This window comes from Halomonas sp. HG01, assembly GCF_000968715.2.
Lineage (GTDB): Bacteria > Pseudomonadota > Gammaproteobacteria > Pseudomonadales > Halomonadaceae > Halomonas > Halomonas halophila.
In genome coordinates this window covers 566,512-581,184 of record NZ_CP022134.1, presented here as the reverse complement: position 1 = coordinate 581,184, position 14,673 = coordinate 566,512, and the positions used below count along the sequence as shown (strand labels likewise).

Genomic DNA, 14,673 nt, shown 5'->3' with positions numbered 1-14,673 from the left:
GTCTCGCCTTATATAGCCGTCAGGTGCCCGCAACGGCGCCCTGGGGCCTCGCGCAACGCGGGGTTCGGATCCGTTTCGCCGCCCTTCGCGGCCGGCCATGGGAGGACCTCGCATGCGCCAGAACAGCTATCACGAAGCACCCCTTCACGACGACGCCTATGACGACGCCCCCGACGAGGCCGTCAACGATGACGACGATCGCCGTGCCCGACCGGCGAGCCGTGCCGAACAGCTGCAGGCCAGACGCCGGCTGGAGGCGCTGCTGGAGGAGCGCCGCCTGAGGCGCACCATCGACGACGACTGGGACCTCGACGAGGAGGAGTGAGGGTCGAGGGGCGGCGACAGAAAGACGATGGCCAAGGACATGCGCCAAGGGGTTCCTCGCACCTTTCGTCTCGCCCCTCGCCCCTCGCACCGTTCCCCTCACACCTAGCCATTACTCCGCCCGGGCTCTATCATCGTGGTCCAGCGGATTCTGCTATCAGAACCTCCAACCCGCACTCCGCATCCTGCTTTTCAAAACATTAGTGAGCTTCCATGGCGCAATACGTCTACACCATGAATCGGGTGGGCAAGGTCGTTCCGCCCAAGAAACAGATTCTCAAGGACATCTCGCTGTCCTTTTTCCCCGGCGCCAAGATCGGCGTGCTCGGCCTCAACGGCGCGGGCAAGTCGACCCTGCTGCGCATCATGGCCGGCGTCGACACCGAGTTCGAGGGCGAGGCCCGCCCGATGCCGGGCATCAACGTCGGCTACCTGCCCCAGGAGCCGGAACTCGACGACGAGAAGAACGTCCGCGAGACCGTGGAAGAGGCACTGGGCGCCATCAAGGAGGCCCAGGAGAAGCTCGACGGCGTCTATGCCGCCTACGCCGAGCCGGACGCCGACTTCGACGCCCTGGCCGCCGAACAGGCCCGCCTCGAGAACATCATCGAGGCCGCCGACGCCCATAACCTGGAGCGCAAGCTCGAGGTGGCCGCCGAGGCCCTGCGCCTGCCGCCCTGGGAGGCCCAGGTAGGTCACCTCTCCGGTGGCGAGCGTCGCCGCGTGGCGCTGTGCCGCCTGCTGCTCTCCAGCCCCGACATGCTGCTGCTCGACGAGCCGACCAACCACCTGGACGCCGAGTCCGTGGCCTGGCTCGAGCGCTTCCTGCACGACTACAGCGGCACCGTGGTAGCGATCACCCACGACCGCTACTTCCTCGACAACGTGGCCGGCTGGATCCTCGAGCTCGACCGCGGCGAGGGCATCCCCTTCGAAGGCAACTACTCCCAGTGGCTCGAGGCCAAGGAGCAGCGCCTGGAGCGGGAAGCCAAGCAGGAAGCCTCGCGCCAGAAGGCCATCAAGCACGAGCTCGAGTGGGTGCGCTCCAACGCCAAGGGCCGTCAGGCCAAGAGCAAGGCACGCCTCAACCGCTTCGAGGAGATGCAGTCCGGCGACTTCCAGCAGCGCAACGAGACCAACGAGATCTACATTCCGCCCGGTCCGCGCCTGGGCGACAAGGTCATCGAGTTCCACGGCGTGTCCAAGGCCTTCGATGACAAGCTGCTGTACGAGAACCTGGACTTCGCGATTCCGCCCGGCGCCATCGTCGGCATCGTCGGCGGCAACGGCGCCGGCAAGTCGACCCTGTTCAAGCTGATCAACGGCACCGAGCAGCCGGACACCGGCGAGGTGGTCAAGGGCGATACCGTCGACATCGCCTACGTCGAGCAGCTGCGCGACGCCCTGGACAACAAGCAGACGGTCTGGGAAGCGGTGTCCGACGGCCAGGACATCCTCAACATCAACGGCTACGAGGTGTCCTCGCGGGCCTACGTCGGCCGCTTCAACTTCAAGGGCAACGACCAGCAGAAGCGCCTGTCGGACCTGTCCGGCGGTGAGCGCGGTCGCCTGCAGCTGGCCCAGACGCTGAAGCAGGGCGCCAACGTGCTGCTGCTCGATGAGCCGTCCAACGACCTGGACATCGAGACCCTGCGTGCCCTGGAAGAAGCCCTGCTGGCCTTCCCCGGCTGCGCCCTGGTGATCTCCCACGACCGCTGGTTCCTCGACCGCATCGCCACGCACATCCTCGCCTTCGAGGGCGAGTCGCACGTGGAGTTCTTCGAGGGCAACTACACCGAGTACGAGGCGGATCACAAGAAGCGCGTCGGCGACGAGACCCCGCATCGCATGAAGTACAAAAGGATTGATGCCTAAGCTGACAGCCTAGCGCTGGAAGCGGGACGACAACCCCACGGCCGACTGGTCGTGGGGTTTTTGCGTTGGCCCCGGCCGCTGGACAGCGGCGGCCTAAGCCGCCATAAGAAGATGTGGCGGAGCGCGGCGCCGCGAATGCCGTCATCCTGGCCGCGCGAGGACCGGCCATGTCACCGACGCTTCTGCTTCACCCCGTTCAGCTGTTCCGGCGCTTCGCCAGCAGCATCGCCTACCTGCCGACCCTGGCCGCCGCGAGCTACGGCCTGCTGGGCCTCATGATCCTGCTCAGCACCACCCTCGACGTCGGCTTTCCCGATGGCCTCGAGGCCTGGATTCCGCCGCTGCCCGACGGCGCCCGCGGGCTGATGACCGCGCTGCTCGGCGGCATGATCTCGCTGATGGTGTTCAGCTTCTCCATGGTCATGTCGATCCTCTCCCAGGCCGGCGGCAACTTCTCCCACAAGCTGGTGTTCGGGCTGATCAGCGAGCGTCGCCACCAGTGGGTACTGGGCCACTACCTCGGCACCATCCTGCTGCTGCTCCTGCTGCTGATGGCCCCGGACGACGCCCGGGGCTGGATGGCGCCCGCCGTCTATCTGGCCTGCATCCTGGTCGTACACTGCCTGGGGTTGTTCGTCTATTTCATCCACAACGCCTCGCAATCGGTCCAGATCGACGCCGTGATCCGTGATCTGCATGACACCACGCTCCGGGCCATGCATCGCCAGCAGGCGCGTCAGCGGGGAGAGCGCTGGCGATGCATGGACGCGCGACCGCTGCCGCGACCGCCCTGCCACGAGATCCGGATGCGCCAGGAAGGCTATGTCCAGAGTGCCGATCTCGCCGCCATGGCGAGGCTGGCGGCAGGCGTGAACGGCCGGCTGCACCTGAGCTTTCGCTTCGGCGACTATCTGATCGAGGGCGCCCCCGTGGCCATGCTGGAGGCCGAGGAGGCACCGGACGCGGCCTGGGAGGAGGCGCTGCAGGAGTGCCTGGTACGGCTGGACGGCGAGTCGGTGAGCGAACACTACGTGCACGGCATGACGCAGCTGATGGAGGTGGCGATCAAGGCCCTGTCGCCGGGCATCAACGACCCGGGCACGGCGCGGCTGTGCCTGCATCGCCTGACCGACCTGCTGCGCCATCATCTGGCCTGGCAGCCGACCAACGCCCTGCTCGACGAGCAGCAACGGCTGCGGGTGACCTGGCCGCTGGAAGGCCTCGACAGCCTGCTGCATCGACTGTTCGTGCCGCTGCTGCACTACGGCGGCGACGATCAGAGCGTGCTGCTGGGGCTGCTCAAGGCGCTGAAGGTGCTGTCACTCGAGGCCGACGGCACGCGGCTCAGCGCCCTGCAGGCCATGGCCGAGCGCGTCGTGGCACGGCTCGAGCGCATCTCCGACCATCCCATGGACCGGGCCTTCGTCGGCGACCGGCTGACCCGGGGACGACACCGGCTGGCGCTGCCCCGCGAGCTGCCGCCGAAGGGTGGCGCGGGTCAGTAGAGCTTCGGCTCGCCCCTGGGACGGGTCTTGAAGCGGCGGTGCAGCCACAGGTACTGCTCGGGATGACGGCGGATGGCGGCCTCGATGACGGCGTTGACCTGGGTGGCGTCGGCCACTTCGTCGCCGCTGGGGAAGCCTTCCAGCGCCGGCAGGTACTCCAGGGTATAGGTGTGGTCGTCGGGATTGCGGTGGAAGACCAGCGGCATGACCGGCGCCCCGGTCATGCGAGCGATCTTGGCGGTCAGCTTGACGGTCGCCGCCTCGACGCCGAAGAAGGGCGCGAAGACGCTGGCGTCGCGGCCGAAGTCCTGATCCGGCGAATACCAGACGTTGTGGCCGGCCTTGAGCCGGCGCACCACGCCGCGCAGGTCGTAGCGGTCGATGGCGCGGCCGAAGATCCGCGAGCGGGCGCGGGTCATGAAGCGCTCGAACAGCGGATTGTCGTGGGGACGATAGACCGCGTCGGCGGAGAAGAACAGCGAATGCAGGGCCCCGCCCAGATCCAGGGTCGAGAAGTGGATGCCGATGATCAGCACGCCCTTGCCCTGGGCCTGGGCGCGCGCCATGTGCTCCTGCCCCTTGAAGGTCACGCGGTGGCGCAGGTGCTCGGGATCGCGACACCAGCCGGTGGCCGTCTCCAGGATGCCGATGCCATTGGCGATGAAGGCCTCGCGCACCAGACGAGCACGCTGGTCCTCGTCCAGCTCCGGGAAGCACAGTCGGATGTTGGTCTCGGTGATGTGCCGCCGCCGACCGGCAAAGCGCCAGGCGGCCAGGCCGATGGCCCGGCCGATCCACAGCTTGAGTCGCCAGGGTAGCCAGGCGGCGACACGCATGGCACCGATGGACAGCCAGGTCGGCCAGTAACGGGGATGGGCGAAGGAGGTCGGTGTGGCGGTCTCGTCCTTGGACATGGGGCGCTCTTACTCGGGTTCAGCCCCCATGATAGCGCCTCGGCACCCGGGGCAGCACCCCGGTGAGCAGCGTATAGCTGATGGTGTCGCAGTGGCGGGCCACTTCGTCCACCGACAGCACCTCGCCGTTCGACGCCCGCCCCCACAGCACCACCTCGCTGCCGATATCGGCCTCGGGCAGCTCGGTCAGGTCGACGATCAGCATGTCCATGGACACCTTGCCGGCGATGGCGGCGCGGCGGCCGTCGACCAGCACCGGCGTGCCGTCCACAGCGTGGCGGTCGTAGCCGTCGCCATAGCCGCAGGCCACGACGCCGACGCGCGAGGGCCGCGACGCCGTCCAGCGGCCGCCGTAGCCCACCGGCTCGCCCGCCTCGAGCTCGCGCACGGCGATGATCTCCGAATGCAGGGTCATCACCGGGCGAAGCCGCCGGCTGGCGGCGTTGGCCGCCTCGAGGGGGTCGCTGCCGTAGAGCATCACGCCGGGGCGATTCCAGGCGCCGTAGGCCTCGGCGCGGGCCAGGGTCGCCGGGGAGTTGGCCAGGCAGGTGGGCGCGCCGAGCCGCTCGGCAAGCTCGGCCAGCAGCGCCGACTGGCGGCGAAAGTAGGCGGTATCGACGGCATCGGCGGTGGCGAAGTGGCTCATCAGGTGCAGGTCGGTGACGCACTCGGGGGCTTCGCTGAGGCGTCGCCAGGCCGCCTCGGCCCGCTCGGGAGGGAAGCCCAGCCGGTGCATGCCGGAATCTACCTTCAGCCACACCGGGGTGGGCCGCGCCGGGCGACGCGCCAGCAGGGCGTCCAGCTGCCAGTCGCTGTGCACCGCCACCCACAGGCCCAGGGCCTCGACGCGCTCGAGCTCGCTGGTCTCGAAGATGCCCTCCAGCAGCACCACGGGCGCCGTGATACCGCCCTCTCGCAGAGCCTCGGCCTCCTCGATGCAGGCCACGGCGAAGGCCGGTGCCAGCCCCTCCAGGGCCCGCGCGCAGGCGATCAGGCCATGACCGTAGGCATCGGCCTTGAGCACCGCCACGGCCTGGCTGTGAGGTGCCAGCTCGCGGGCCAGGCGGTAGTTGTGACGCAGGGCGTCCAGGTCGATATCGGCGCGTAGCGGTCTTGCCATGCGAGGCGTCTCCGGGAAGGGCAAAACCTCCATTATTTTGCAAACCGGCGCCGTTTTCACGGCCACAAACACCGAATTAATGCAAAAATCCAGCAAAAATCAATGCTTATCAACACAATGGCAGTTGATATGACTATCGACATGTCATAACGAAGAAAGCCAGGACGCGGGTCCTGGCTTTCGGCTCGAGGGGTGGCTCACTCGAAGATGGCGTCGAGGTCGAGCCCCTGCTTGTCGAGCATGCGGCGCAGCTTCTTCAACGCTTCGACCTGGATCTGGCGCACCCGCTCACGGGTCAGGCCAATCTCCTCGCCGACCTGCTCGAGGGTCGAGGCCTCGTGACCGCGCAACCCGAAGCGGCGCACCACTACCTCGCACTGCTTGTCGGTGAGCTCGGCCAGCCAGTCGTCGACGTGCTGCTTGACGTCGCCGTCCACCAGATTCGATTCCGGCCCCAGCTCGTTGTCGTCGGTCAGCGTCTCGATCAGCGGCTTGTCGCTCTCCGCCCCCACGGGATAGTCCACCGACGAGACACGCTCGTTGAGCCCCATCATCTTCTTGACGGTCTCTACCGGCTTGTCGAGGTGTTCGGCGATCTCCTCGGCGGTGGCCTCGTGGTCGAGCTTCTGGGTCAGCTCGCGGGCCGCCCGCAGGTAGATGTTGAGCTCCTTGACCACGTGGATCGGCAGGCGGATCGTGCGGGTCTGGTTCATCAGCGCCCGCTCGATGGTCTGGCGAATCCACCAGGTGGCGTAGGTGGAGAAGCGGAAGCCGCGTTCGGGGTCGAACTTCTCCACGGCGCGGATCAGCCCCAGGTTACCCTCCTCGATCAGGTCGAGCAGGGTCAGGCCGCGATTCAGGTAGCGCCGTGCGATCTTGACCACCAGGCGCAGGTTGGACTCGATCATCCGCGAGCGGCCGGCGGGGTCGCCCTTGCGGGCGAGGCGGCCGTAGAAGACCTCCTCCTCCGGCGTCAGCAGCGGCGAGAAGCCGATCTCGTTGAGGTAGATCTGGGTAGCATCGAGGCTGTGGTGATAGTGGCGGTCTTCGCGGCTCAGCGCCTTCTCAAAGGCCGCGTCCGCATCATCGGGCGCGGCGGTCTCGAGTTCGACCTCCTGCTCACCGGCCTCCTCTGCCGACTCCATGTCCACCTCGTTCAGGTCCCGTTCAAGCATGCTCATCGATTGTTACCCCATGGTTGTATCGAGCACCGTGTCATGCTCGAAACGATCGATGTCAGAGGTTGTCATTGTATTGTGTTGCTTTGCTGACACGAGCGGCTTGGCGACCCTTTTCATTCAACGCTTGGGCAGAAACTCCAGCGGATCCTGAGGCTGGCCGTCCTTGCGCACCTCGAAGTGCAGCCTGACATCCTCGGCGTCGCTGTCGCCCATGGTGGCGATCACCTCGCCGGTCTCGACAACGTCGTTTTCCTTGACCCTCAGGCTGTCGTTGTGGGCATAGGCGCTCAGGAACTCATCGTTGTGCTTGAGCAGGATCAGGTTGCCGTACCCGCGTACGCCACTGCCCGCGTAGACCACGATGCCTGGCCCGGCCGCCTTGACAGGTTGCCCCTTTTGCCCATCGATATCAATGCCGGCGGTGATGCTGCCTCCCTCGCCGAAGGTCCCGACCACCTCGCCGTCGACGGGCCACTGCCAGGGCACCTCATCCACCGGCGTGTAGCTGCGCGACTCGCGGGATTCGGCCTCCGGCTCGCCGGCCACCCGGGTGCCGGCATCGGCCTGCGACTCGGCCTCGGACTCGCTCTCGGCGGTCTGGGTCGCCCCGGCGTCGGAAGCGGCCTGGGCCTCGCCTTCCGCCGTCGCCTGCTCACGCTCCTCGCGGCTGCGGCGCTCGGCCTGGTCGCTCTCGCTCAGGGTACCGTCGGCGCCCGGGCTCTCGGGATCGTAAACCGGCCCCGGACCGTCACTGCCCGCCTCGTCTCCGGCGGCGGCCTCCCCGGCCTGCGCCTGGTCGCCGCTGCGCTCGGTGCTGCCGTCAGGCAACAGCCAGTCCAGCGACCCGTCGTCCTGGCTCTCGCCGCCGAGGCCGGTCGCCACGGCGCCGCCGGCCGCCGCGGCGCTGACCGCCCCGCCGGATGCACTGGCGCTGCTGCTACCGGCGCTGGCGCTGCCGCCCAGCGTCAGCTGCTGGCCCGGCTGGATGTTGTAGGGCGGCTCGATGCGGTTGAGACGCGCCAGATCGCGGTAGTCCATGTCGTGGCGCCAGGCGATACCGTAGAGGGTATCGCCGGCCTCGACGGTATAGCTGGCCGGGCGCTCGGCCGACCGGCTGGACGACAGGTCCTGGACCTGCACCGGCGGCGGGGCTTCCTGGGAGGCGGCGCAGCCCGCCAGGGTCAGGGCCAGCCCTGAAATGAGCAAAACCTTATGCATCGGAACCTTCCTCCTTGTTCTCGTGTCGCCCGCCCGGGGCAACGGTCTGATCGCCATTCTGGGTCCTGCCGATGCTCCACACCAGGGCGGCGCCGGCCAGCATCAGCGCCGCCACTCCCAGCAGTTGAGCGGGATCGCCGGTCACTTCGGTGAACGCCGACGGCGTCAGGTAACGGTAGTCGAGGGGAATCATCTGGCCGTCCGGCCCGAGCTGGTAGCTCACCAGCTCGCGCCAGGGCCACAGCACCGGCAGCGAGCCGAGGATGAACCCCACCAGCAGCTGCAGGGTGGCGGTGTGAAAGCGCAGCAGCAACCAGCACAGCAGCCGCGAGAAGGCGAACAGCCCGATCAGGCAGCCGCCGCCGAACAGCAGGATCGCCCCCAGGTCGACATCGCGGATCGCATCCATCACCTTGCCATACAGACCCATGGTCAGCAGCAGGAAACTGCCCGAGACCCCGGGCAGCAGCATGGCGCTGATGGCGATGGCACCGCCGACCACCAGCATGAGCTCGGGGCTGCCGAGCCGCCCGATCAGCGGCATCAGCGCCGGCAGCAGCTGGGCCAGCAGCAGCCCGATGGCCAGCGGCAGCAGGTGCCAGAATCGCCAGTCGGCGGGATGCCGGCCGACCACCAGCGCGGAGGCCGCCACCAGGCCGAAGAAGAAGCCGTTGAGCAGCAGCGGGTGATCCTCCATCAGCCACACCACCAGGTGGGCGACGCTGATCAGGCTGGCGGCGATGCCGGCCAGCAGCGGCACCAGGAAGCCGAGGTTGAGATGGGCGATCAGCCCGGCCATGCCGCCCTGGCGCCAGGCGCCGAAGGCGCTTGGGCCGAAGCGACGCACGGTCAGCAGCAGCTCCTCGTAGATGCCGGTGATAAAGGCGATGGTGCCGCCGGAGACACCGGGCACCGCATCGGCGGCGCCCATGCCGGCGCCCCTGAACAAGAGACCTAGTTGACGCTTCAAGAACCTGTTACTCCCTGAGAAAACACTGATATATGGCGACTCACCGTGAACGCTCACGACATAGATCAGCGCTTTCGCGGCCCCGACGCCTTCCCTGGCGCCTGCCGACCCGATCCGGGCCTAGCGGATCACTCCTTCCAGCAGCGGCACGAAGCGCACCGGCTCCAGGCGCTCCTTCTCGAAGCGCTCCCCCTGACGGCGTACCCGCACCAGCCACTGCCGGCCGTCACGCTCGGCCAGCGGTGCGATCATCACCCCACCGTCGGCCAGCTGGGCCAGCAGCGGCTCGGGCAGCGAGCCGGCGCAGGCAGTCAGCAGGATGACCTCGAAAGGCGCGGCCTCGGGCCAGCCGTGGCCGCCGTCGGCCAGCCGCAGGTGGGCGTTGTGCACGCTCAGCAGCCGCAGCCGCTCGCCGGCGCGACGATGCAGGGCATTGATCCGCTCCACCGACCAGAGTTCCGTCACCAGCCGCGCCAGTATCAGGGTCTGATAGCCGGAGCCGGTACCGACCTCCAGCACCCTCGTCGGCGCCTCCTCGCGCACCAGCTCGGTCATACGCGCCACGATCCACGGCTGCGACAGCGTCTGGCCGTGGCCGATGGGCAGCGAGGTGTCCTCGTAGGCGCGGTGAGACAGCGCCTCGTCGAGGAACAGGTGGCGCGGTTCCTCGGCCATGGTCTCCAGCACCCGCCGGTCGGCGATGCCCTGGCGGGCCAGACGCTCGACCATGCGGTCGCGGGTGCGCTGCGAGGTCATGCCGACGCCCTTCAACAGCTCCGGACGCAGCCGGCGGCGAGAGTCAGGTGAGTGCATCCAGCCATTCCTGCACGTCGTCGCGCGCCGCATGCCGGGTCAGATCGAGCTGCAGCGGCGTGATGGACACGAAGCCGGCCTCCACGGCGGCGAAATCGGTATCCGGACCGTCGTCGGCGCTCTCGCCCGCGGCGGCGATCCAGTAGCGCTTGCGCCCGCGCGGGTCGAGCACCTCCAGCGGCTCGGCCGCCGGGCCCCGGTAGCCCTGGCGCGTCACCTTGAGGCCGCGGATCTCCTCCCAGGGCAGGTCCGGCACGTTGACGTTGAGCAGGCTGCGCGGCGGCAGCGAGAGCCGGTCGGCGGCCCCGACCAGGCTCGCCGCCACCCGGCCGGCGGTCTCGAAGTAGCGGTGGCCGACCAGCGACATGGCGATCGCCGACATGCCCAGGTTGCGGCCCTCCATGGCGGCGGCCACGGTGCCCGAATAGAGCACGTCGTCGCCCAGGTTGCCGCCGTGGTTGATGCCCGAGATCACCAGGTCCGGGCGTTCCTCCCAGACCCCGTTGACGCCCAGGTAGACGCAGTCCGCCGGGGTGCCGTCGACGCTGTAGAAGCCGTTGTCCAGGGTCGACAGCGCCAGGGGGCGAGTCAGGGTCAGGGAATTGCTGGCACCGCTCTTGTCGCGGTCGGGGGCCACCACGCGCAGCCGCGCGTGGGGGGCCAGGGCGTCATGCAGGGCACGCAGGCCCGGGGCATGCACCCCGTCATCATTGGACAGCAGCAGTCGACGCATCCGCGGCTCCTTGCTCGGGCCCCTGACGGGGCGGGTGGAAACTCAGGGTCGGGTGGGCGATCAGCTCGCGCAGCACGGCGGTGGCGAAGGCCCCCCGGGGCAGCGTGAAGGAGAACCAGGCCTCACCCTCGCCGGGCGCCAGTCGCGGGGCGGCCAGGCGCAGGCGCAGCGGCCGGCGGGCGGTCTTCACCCCGGCGCGCACGAGGCCGTCGCACAGCGCGGGATGCGCCTCGGCCAGCGCCTGCTCGCGGGCCAGGGCCTCGCCCTGGGCCACCGAACGGCCCTGCCCCCAGAGCACGCCGCTGGGGTGCAGGTCGAGCCGCTCGGCGCGCGCGATCAGCGAGTCGTCGACGGTCTCGGCCACGAACTGGCTCGACGAGCCGTCGAGAATCACCGCCTCGCCGGGCAGCGGCGTCGCCCAGTCGCCCGCCTCGATGCGCGCGGCCAGCAGCTCGTTGAACAGGTAGCTGCGCGCCGCGGAGAGCAGCATGCCCTCGCGGTCGTCGCGCTTGCGCCAGCCCCGGGCCAGCACGCCGGCCGCGCGGTGGATATTGCGCCCGTCGGCGCCGAAGCGCTGCGGGCCGAAGTAGTTGGCCGCGCCGTGGTGGCACAGCCAGGCCCAGCGCTCGGCGAGGTGCGGGTCGGTCAGCGCCTCGCCGGTGACGCGCAGCCGGAAGCGGTTGGCGGCGTGTACCCCGCGCTTGAGCTTGCGCGGATGCCGGGTCACCTCGAGCAGCGTCAGTGGCAGGTCGGCCAGCCGCGCCTCGAGATCGTCCGGCGCCTCGCGGCCGGGCAGGTGCACCGAGAACCACTGGCGGGTCACCGCATGGCGATCCTTCATGCCGGCGTAGCCGACATCGCGCTGGGTGACCTCGCAGGCCCTGGCCAGGCGGCGAGCGACCATGGCGGTGGTCAGGTCGCGCTTCTCGAGCCACAGCCACAGGTGCTCGCCCTGCCCTTCCGGCTCGAAGCCGAGCTGCTCCTCGACCTGGAAGTCCTCCGGCGTGGCGCGGTAGCCGCCGGGGCGCGGCGCGCCGAAGTGCGCGTCCAGTACCCGCGGCCAGCTAGGCGGCCAGACGATCGCCGCCGCCTGCTGTGGGGACGTCGCCTCGTGCGTTCCCTCAGACATCGGCGCTCTCTCCCGTCAGCAGCACCACCGCCTCGGCGGCGATGCCCTCGCCGCGGCCGGTGAAGCCTAACCGCTCGGTGGTGGTCGCCTTGACGTTGACGGCGCCGCGCGCCACCGCCAGGTCGGCGGCGATGGCCTCGGCCATGGCCTCGACGTGGGGCGAGAGCTTGGGCGCCTGGGCCATCACCGTGGCGTCCAGGTTGCCGACCCGGTAGCCCGCCGCGCGCACCTGCGCCACCACCCGGCGCAGCAGTTCGCGGCTGTCGGCGCCGGCCCAGGCCGGATCGGTGTCGGGGAAGTGGCGGCCGATGTCGCCCAGCGCGCAGGCGCCGAGCAGGGCATCGCAGATCGCATGCAGCAGCACGTCGCCGTCGGAGTGGGCGACGAAGCCGCGGTCGAAGGGAATGGCGACGCCGCCGATCCGCAGGTGGTCGCCCTCGCCGAAGCGGTGGACGTCGAAGCCGTGGCCGATTCGCATCATGCGCAGTCGTTCCTGTCGGCGGAGGGAGCAGGCGCTTTCTGGGCGGCGAGGATGGCCTCGGCCAGCGCCAGATCCTCCGGATGGGTGATCTTGAGATTGTCGCGGCGCCCGCTGACCAGGCGCGGCGAGAGGCCCAGCGCCTCCACCGCGGAGGCCTCGTCGGTGACGGCGACGCCGCGTTCGGCGGCCTCGGCAAGCGCTCGGCGCAGCAGCCCGTAGCCGAAGCCCTGGGGCGTCAGGGCGTGCCACAGGCCGTCACGGGGCTCGGTGCCGCCGACCCGGCCGGTGCCGTCGTCGCGCTTCATGGTGTCGGCCACCGGCGCGGCCAGCAGCCCGCCCACCGCGTCGTCGGCCACCGCCGACGCCAGCCGACGCAGGTCCTCGGCCCGCACGCAGGGCCGGGCCACGTCATGGACCAGCACCGTATCGTCCGCGCCGGCCTCGCCGGCGATGGCGGCCAGGGCGTTGGTCACCGAGTCGACGCGCTCGGCGCCGCCGGGCACCCGCCGCCAGTCGGCGAAGGGCACTGCGGCCGGGTCGAAGCGTTCGTCATCAGGGTCCAGGCACAGGCAAAGCCGCGCCTCGGGGAAGGCCTCGTGGAGCCGCGCCAGGGTACGGGCCAGCACGGTGAGGCCGGCCAGGGGCAGATACTGCTTGGGCAGGGCGGCGCCCATGCGCCGGCCGCGGCCCGCGGCGGGCACCACCAGCCAGAGGCGCTCGCTCACGGCGCCTCCCCGGCCGGCTCGGCGTCGGGCACCCAGAAGAACTGCTCGTCGCGGCGCACCATGCCGATATCGCTGCGCGCGCGCTCCTCGATGGCATCGAGGCCGTTCTTGAGATCGACCACCTCGGCGGCGAGGCGCTCGTTGCGCGCCCGCAGCGGCGCATTCTCGGCCTCCAGGCGGTCCACTCGCTGGCGCACCTCGGCCAGCTCGCGCAGTCCGCCCTCGCCGAGCCACAGGCGATACTGCAACAGCGCCTGCAGGGCGATGAGCACGATGGCCAGCCACTTGAGCATGTAGAGGGTCCGTCACCAGGGAATTCGAGGGCGTAGTATGCCATCTTCCCCGGGCCGCCTCATCCATCAAAGCCCCGGCACCTGACGGGCGTCAGCCGCCGTCGTCGAGGCGGAACGGCAGCGCCCGCTCGGCGGCCGCGACGTAAGCCGCCACGTGCTCGGCCTCCTCGGCGCAGAAGCGCGCCACCCCGGCACGTAGCCGCGGATCGGCGACATGATGCAGCGAGGTCAGACGCCGCGGCGCGAAGCCCCGGGCCAGCTTGTGTTCGCCCTGGGTGCCGGGGTCGAAGCGAATCAGCCCCCGGGCCAGGCAATGCTCGAGGCCCTGGTAGTAGCAGGCCTCGAAGTGCAGGCCGTCGGCCTCGATCTCGCTGCCCCAGTAGCGGCCATAGAGCGTGCGGTTTCCCTGCAGGCACAGGGCCGCGGCCACCGGCCGCCCCTCGAGACGCGCCTGGATCAGCACCAGCGCCTCGGGCAGGTCGCGGCGCAGCCGCATGAAGAAGTCGCGGTTGAGATAGCCCTGCTGGCCGCGTTCCAGGTAGGTGATCTGGTAGCAGCGGTAGAAGTGCGCCAGATCGGCCTCGCCGATTGCCTCGCCCTCAAGCCGATGCAGGGTCAGCCCCTGCTCGGCGACCCGGCGACGCTCGCGGCGAATGGCCTTGCGCCGCTTGGAGGTCAGGGCGGCGAGGAAACCCTCGAAGTCGCCATAGCCCCGGTCCCGCCACTGGAACTGCACCCCGGCACGGGCGATCAGCTCGGGCCGTGCCTCGCGCCAGGCGGCGACCTCGCCCTCCTCGGCGAACAGCAGGTGCCAGCTCGACAGCGTCGATGCTTCCCAGCGCTCGGCCAGGCGTCGACGCGCCTCGAGCGGGTCGACGTCGTCGGCCAGCGCCAGCCGCGGCCCCGGTGCCGGGGTGAACGGAATCGCGCTGAGCCCCTTGGGATAGTAGCGCCCGCCGGCGCGCTCCCAGGCATCGGCCCAGGCCCAGTCGAAGACGTACTCCCCATAGGAATGATGCTTGTGGTAGTGCGGCAGCAGCCCGACCAGCGCCTCGTCGCGCCACAGCGTCAGATGCCGCGGCGACCAGCCGCTCGCCTCGCTCGCCGCACCGCTGGCCTCCAGGGCGTGCAGGAACTCGTGGCGCAGGAAGGGGTGATCGTCGCCCACCAGGGCGTTCCAGTCACCGGCCGGCACTTCCGCCACGGCGGCTTGTTCGACGACACGCAATCGACTCATGAACTCTCCCGGCCGGGCCGGCTGACGATGGCCGGCGCAGCACCTACCCTAGATGACATCCTGACAGCACGCCGGGCGCCCTGTCTTTTCCCTCACGACGAGGGCGCCTTCACACGCTCGTCATGGTAAATTAATTACAACTATAGCCGTATACC

Annotated in this window: 15 protein-coding genes; 3 read left to right on the top strand and 12 right to left on the bottom strand. The window is 69.5% G+C overall.

Annotated features, from left to right (window positions below; translation table 11 throughout):
* Window positions 1–112 precede the first annotated feature (112 nt).
* The 3 genes from UN84_RS02635 to UN84_RS02625 all read left to right on the top strand — a co-directional run bounded on the left by UN84_RS02635 (window position 113) and on the right by UN84_RS02625 (window position 3,704).
* On the top strand, window positions 113–325 hold the full coding sequence (locus UN84_RS02635; protein ID WP_046079237.1) for a PA3496 family putative envelope integrity protein: 213 nt from the start codon (window positions 113–115) through the stop codon (window positions 323–325).
* Window positions 326–537: 212 nt separating this feature from the next.
* Window positions 538–2,199: an energy-dependent translational throttle protein EttA gene (gene ettA / locus UN84_RS02630; protein WP_046079238.1), complete on the top strand. Its 1,662-nt coding sequence runs from the start codon at window positions 538–540 to the stop codon at window positions 2,197–2,199.
* Between the two features lie 167 nt (window positions 2,200–2,366).
* Window positions 2,367–3,704, top strand: coding sequence for a DUF2254 domain-containing protein (locus UN84_RS02625; protein ID WP_046079239.1), 1,338 nt, complete (start codon window positions 2,367–2,369; stop codon window positions 3,702–3,704).
* On the opposite strand, the gene lpxL is transcribed toward UN84_RS02625, so the two are convergent.
* The 12 genes from lpxL to UN84_RS02565 all read right to left on the bottom strand — a co-directional run bounded on the left by lpxL (window position 3,698) and on the right by UN84_RS02565 (window position 14,518).
* The gene (gene lpxL / locus UN84_RS02620) at window positions 3,698–4,618 is read right to left on the bottom strand and encodes an LpxL/LpxP family Kdo(2)-lipid IV(A) lauroyl/palmitoleoyl acyltransferase (protein ID WP_046079240.1); all 921 of its coding nucleotides are present in this window, start codon (window positions 4,616–4,618) and stop codon (window positions 3,698–3,700) included. The genes UN84_RS02625 and lpxL overlap by 7 nt on opposite strands.
* Before the next feature lie 19 nt (window positions 4,619–4,637).
* Window positions 4,638–5,738: an alanine racemase gene (gene alr, locus UN84_RS02615; RefSeq protein ID WP_046079241.1), complete on the bottom strand. Its 1,101-nt coding sequence runs from the start codon at window positions 5,736–5,738 to the stop codon at window positions 4,638–4,640.
* A 197-nt stretch (window positions 5,739–5,935) separates the two neighbouring features.
* A complete protein-coding gene (rpoS, locus tag UN84_RS02610) occupies window positions 5,936–6,919 on the bottom strand; it encodes an RNA polymerase sigma factor RpoS (RefSeq protein WP_035598977.1) in 984 nt (327 codons plus the stop codon).
* A 117-nt stretch (window positions 6,920–7,036) separates the two neighbouring features.
* Window positions 7,037–8,137, bottom strand: coding sequence for a peptidoglycan DD-metalloendopeptidase family protein (locus UN84_RS02605; protein ID WP_046079242.1), 1,101 nt, complete (start codon window positions 8,135–8,137; stop codon window positions 7,037–7,039).
* Window positions 8,130–9,068: a DUF368 domain-containing protein gene (locus tag UN84_RS02600; RefSeq protein WP_173834948.1), complete on the bottom strand. Its 939-nt coding sequence runs from the start codon at window positions 9,066–9,068 to the stop codon at window positions 8,130–8,132. The genes UN84_RS02605 and UN84_RS02600 overlap by 8 nt, the downstream gene beginning before the upstream one ends.
* 159 nt (window positions 9,069–9,227) lie before the next feature.
* Entirely contained in the window at window positions 9,228–9,920 is a 693-nt protein-coding gene (locus UN84_RS02595; protein WP_046079244.1) for a protein-L-isoaspartate(D-aspartate) O-methyltransferase, read from the bottom strand.
* The gene (surE, locus tag UN84_RS02590; RefSeq protein ID WP_046079245.1) at window positions 9,907–10,653 is read right to left on the bottom strand and encodes a 5'/3'-nucleotidase SurE; all 747 of its coding nucleotides are present in this window, start codon (window positions 10,651–10,653) and stop codon (window positions 9,907–9,909) included. Before surE ends, UN84_RS02595 begins: the two co-directional genes overlap by 14 nt.
* A complete protein-coding gene (gene truD / locus UN84_RS02585; RefSeq protein ID WP_046079246.1) occupies window positions 10,628–11,782 on the bottom strand; it encodes a tRNA pseudouridine(13) synthase TruD in 1,155 nt (384 codons plus the stop codon). Before truD ends, surE begins: the two co-directional genes overlap by 26 nt.
* Window positions 11,775–12,260, bottom strand: a complete 486-nt coding sequence (gene ispF / locus UN84_RS02580; RefSeq protein WP_046080395.1) for a 2-C-methyl-D-erythritol 2,4-cyclodiphosphate synthase — start codon at window positions 12,258–12,260, stop codon at window positions 11,775–11,777. The genes truD and ispF overlap by 8 nt, the downstream gene beginning before the upstream one ends.
* Window positions 12,260–12,988, bottom strand: a complete 729-nt coding sequence (ispD, locus tag UN84_RS02575; RefSeq protein ID WP_082090899.1) for a 2-C-methyl-D-erythritol 4-phosphate cytidylyltransferase — start codon at window positions 12,986–12,988, stop codon at window positions 12,260–12,262. The genes ispF and ispD overlap by 1 nt, the downstream gene beginning before the upstream one ends.
* On the bottom strand, window positions 12,985–13,281 hold the full coding sequence (ftsB, locus tag UN84_RS02570) for a cell division protein FtsB (protein ID WP_035598959.1): 297 nt from the start codon (window positions 13,279–13,281) through the stop codon (window positions 12,985–12,987). Before ftsB ends, ispD begins: the two co-directional genes overlap by 4 nt.
* Before the next feature lie 91 nt (window positions 13,282–13,372).
* Window positions 13,373–14,518, bottom strand: a complete 1,146-nt coding sequence (locus tag UN84_RS02565; RefSeq protein WP_046079247.1) for a GNAT family N-acetyltransferase — start codon at window positions 14,516–14,518, stop codon at window positions 13,373–13,375.
* Window positions 14,519–14,673: the final 155 nt, after the last annotated feature.

What these genes read in the sequence shown, in the direction of transcription:
- ispF (WP_046080395.1), bottom strand. Translation starts at nt 12,260, where the DNA reads ATGCGAATCGGCCACGGCTTCGACGTCCACCGCTTCGGCGAGGGCGAC.
- rpoS (WP_035598977.1), bottom strand. Translation starts at nt 6,919, where the DNA reads ATGAGCATGCTTGAACGGGACCTGAACGAGGTGGACATGGAGTCGGCA.
- surE (WP_046079245.1), bottom strand. Translation starts at nt 10,653, where the DNA reads ATGCGTCGACTGCTGCTGTCCAATGATGACGGGGTGCATGCCCCGGGC.
- alr (WP_046079241.1), bottom strand. Translation starts at nt 5,738, where the DNA reads ATGGCAAGACCGCTACGCGCCGATATCGACCTGGACGCCCTGCGTCAC.
- UN84_RS02635 (WP_046079237.1), top strand. Translation starts at nt 113, where the DNA reads ATGCGCCAGAACAGCTATCACGAAGCACCCCTTCACGACGACGCCTAT.
- UN84_RS02565 (WP_046079247.1), bottom strand. Translation starts at nt 14,518, where the DNA reads ATGAGTCGATTGCGTGTCGTCGAACAAGCCGCCGTGGCGGAAGTGCCG.
- UN84_RS02625 (WP_046079239.1), top strand. Translation starts at nt 2,367, where the DNA reads ATGTCACCGACGCTTCTGCTTCACCCCGTTCAGCTGTTCCGGCGCTTC.
- UN84_RS02595 (WP_046079244.1), bottom strand. Translation starts at nt 9,920, where the DNA reads ATGCACTCACCTGACTCTCGCCGCCGGCTGCGTCCGGAGCTGTTGAAG.
- ftsB (WP_035598959.1), bottom strand. Translation starts at nt 13,281, where the DNA reads ATGCTCAAGTGGCTGGCCATCGTGCTCATCGCCCTGCAGGCGCTGTTG.
- ettA (WP_046079238.1), top strand. Translation starts at nt 538, where the DNA reads ATGGCGCAATACGTCTACACCATGAATCGGGTGGGCAAGGTCGTTCCG.
- truD (WP_046079246.1), bottom strand. Translation starts at nt 11,782, where the DNA reads ATGTCTGAGGGAACGCACGAGGCGACGTCCCCACAGCAGGCGGCGGCG.
- lpxL (WP_046079240.1), bottom strand. Translation starts at nt 4,618, where the DNA reads ATGTCCAAGGACGAGACCGCCACACCGACCTCCTTCGCCCATCCCCGT.
- UN84_RS02600 (WP_173834948.1), bottom strand. Translation starts at nt 9,068, where the DNA reads ATGGGCGCCGCCGATGCGGTGCCCGGTGTCTCCGGCGGCACCATCGCC.
- UN84_RS02605 (WP_046079242.1), bottom strand. Translation starts at nt 8,137, where the DNA reads ATGCATAAGGTTTTGCTCATTTCAGGGCTGGCCCTGACCCTGGCGGGC.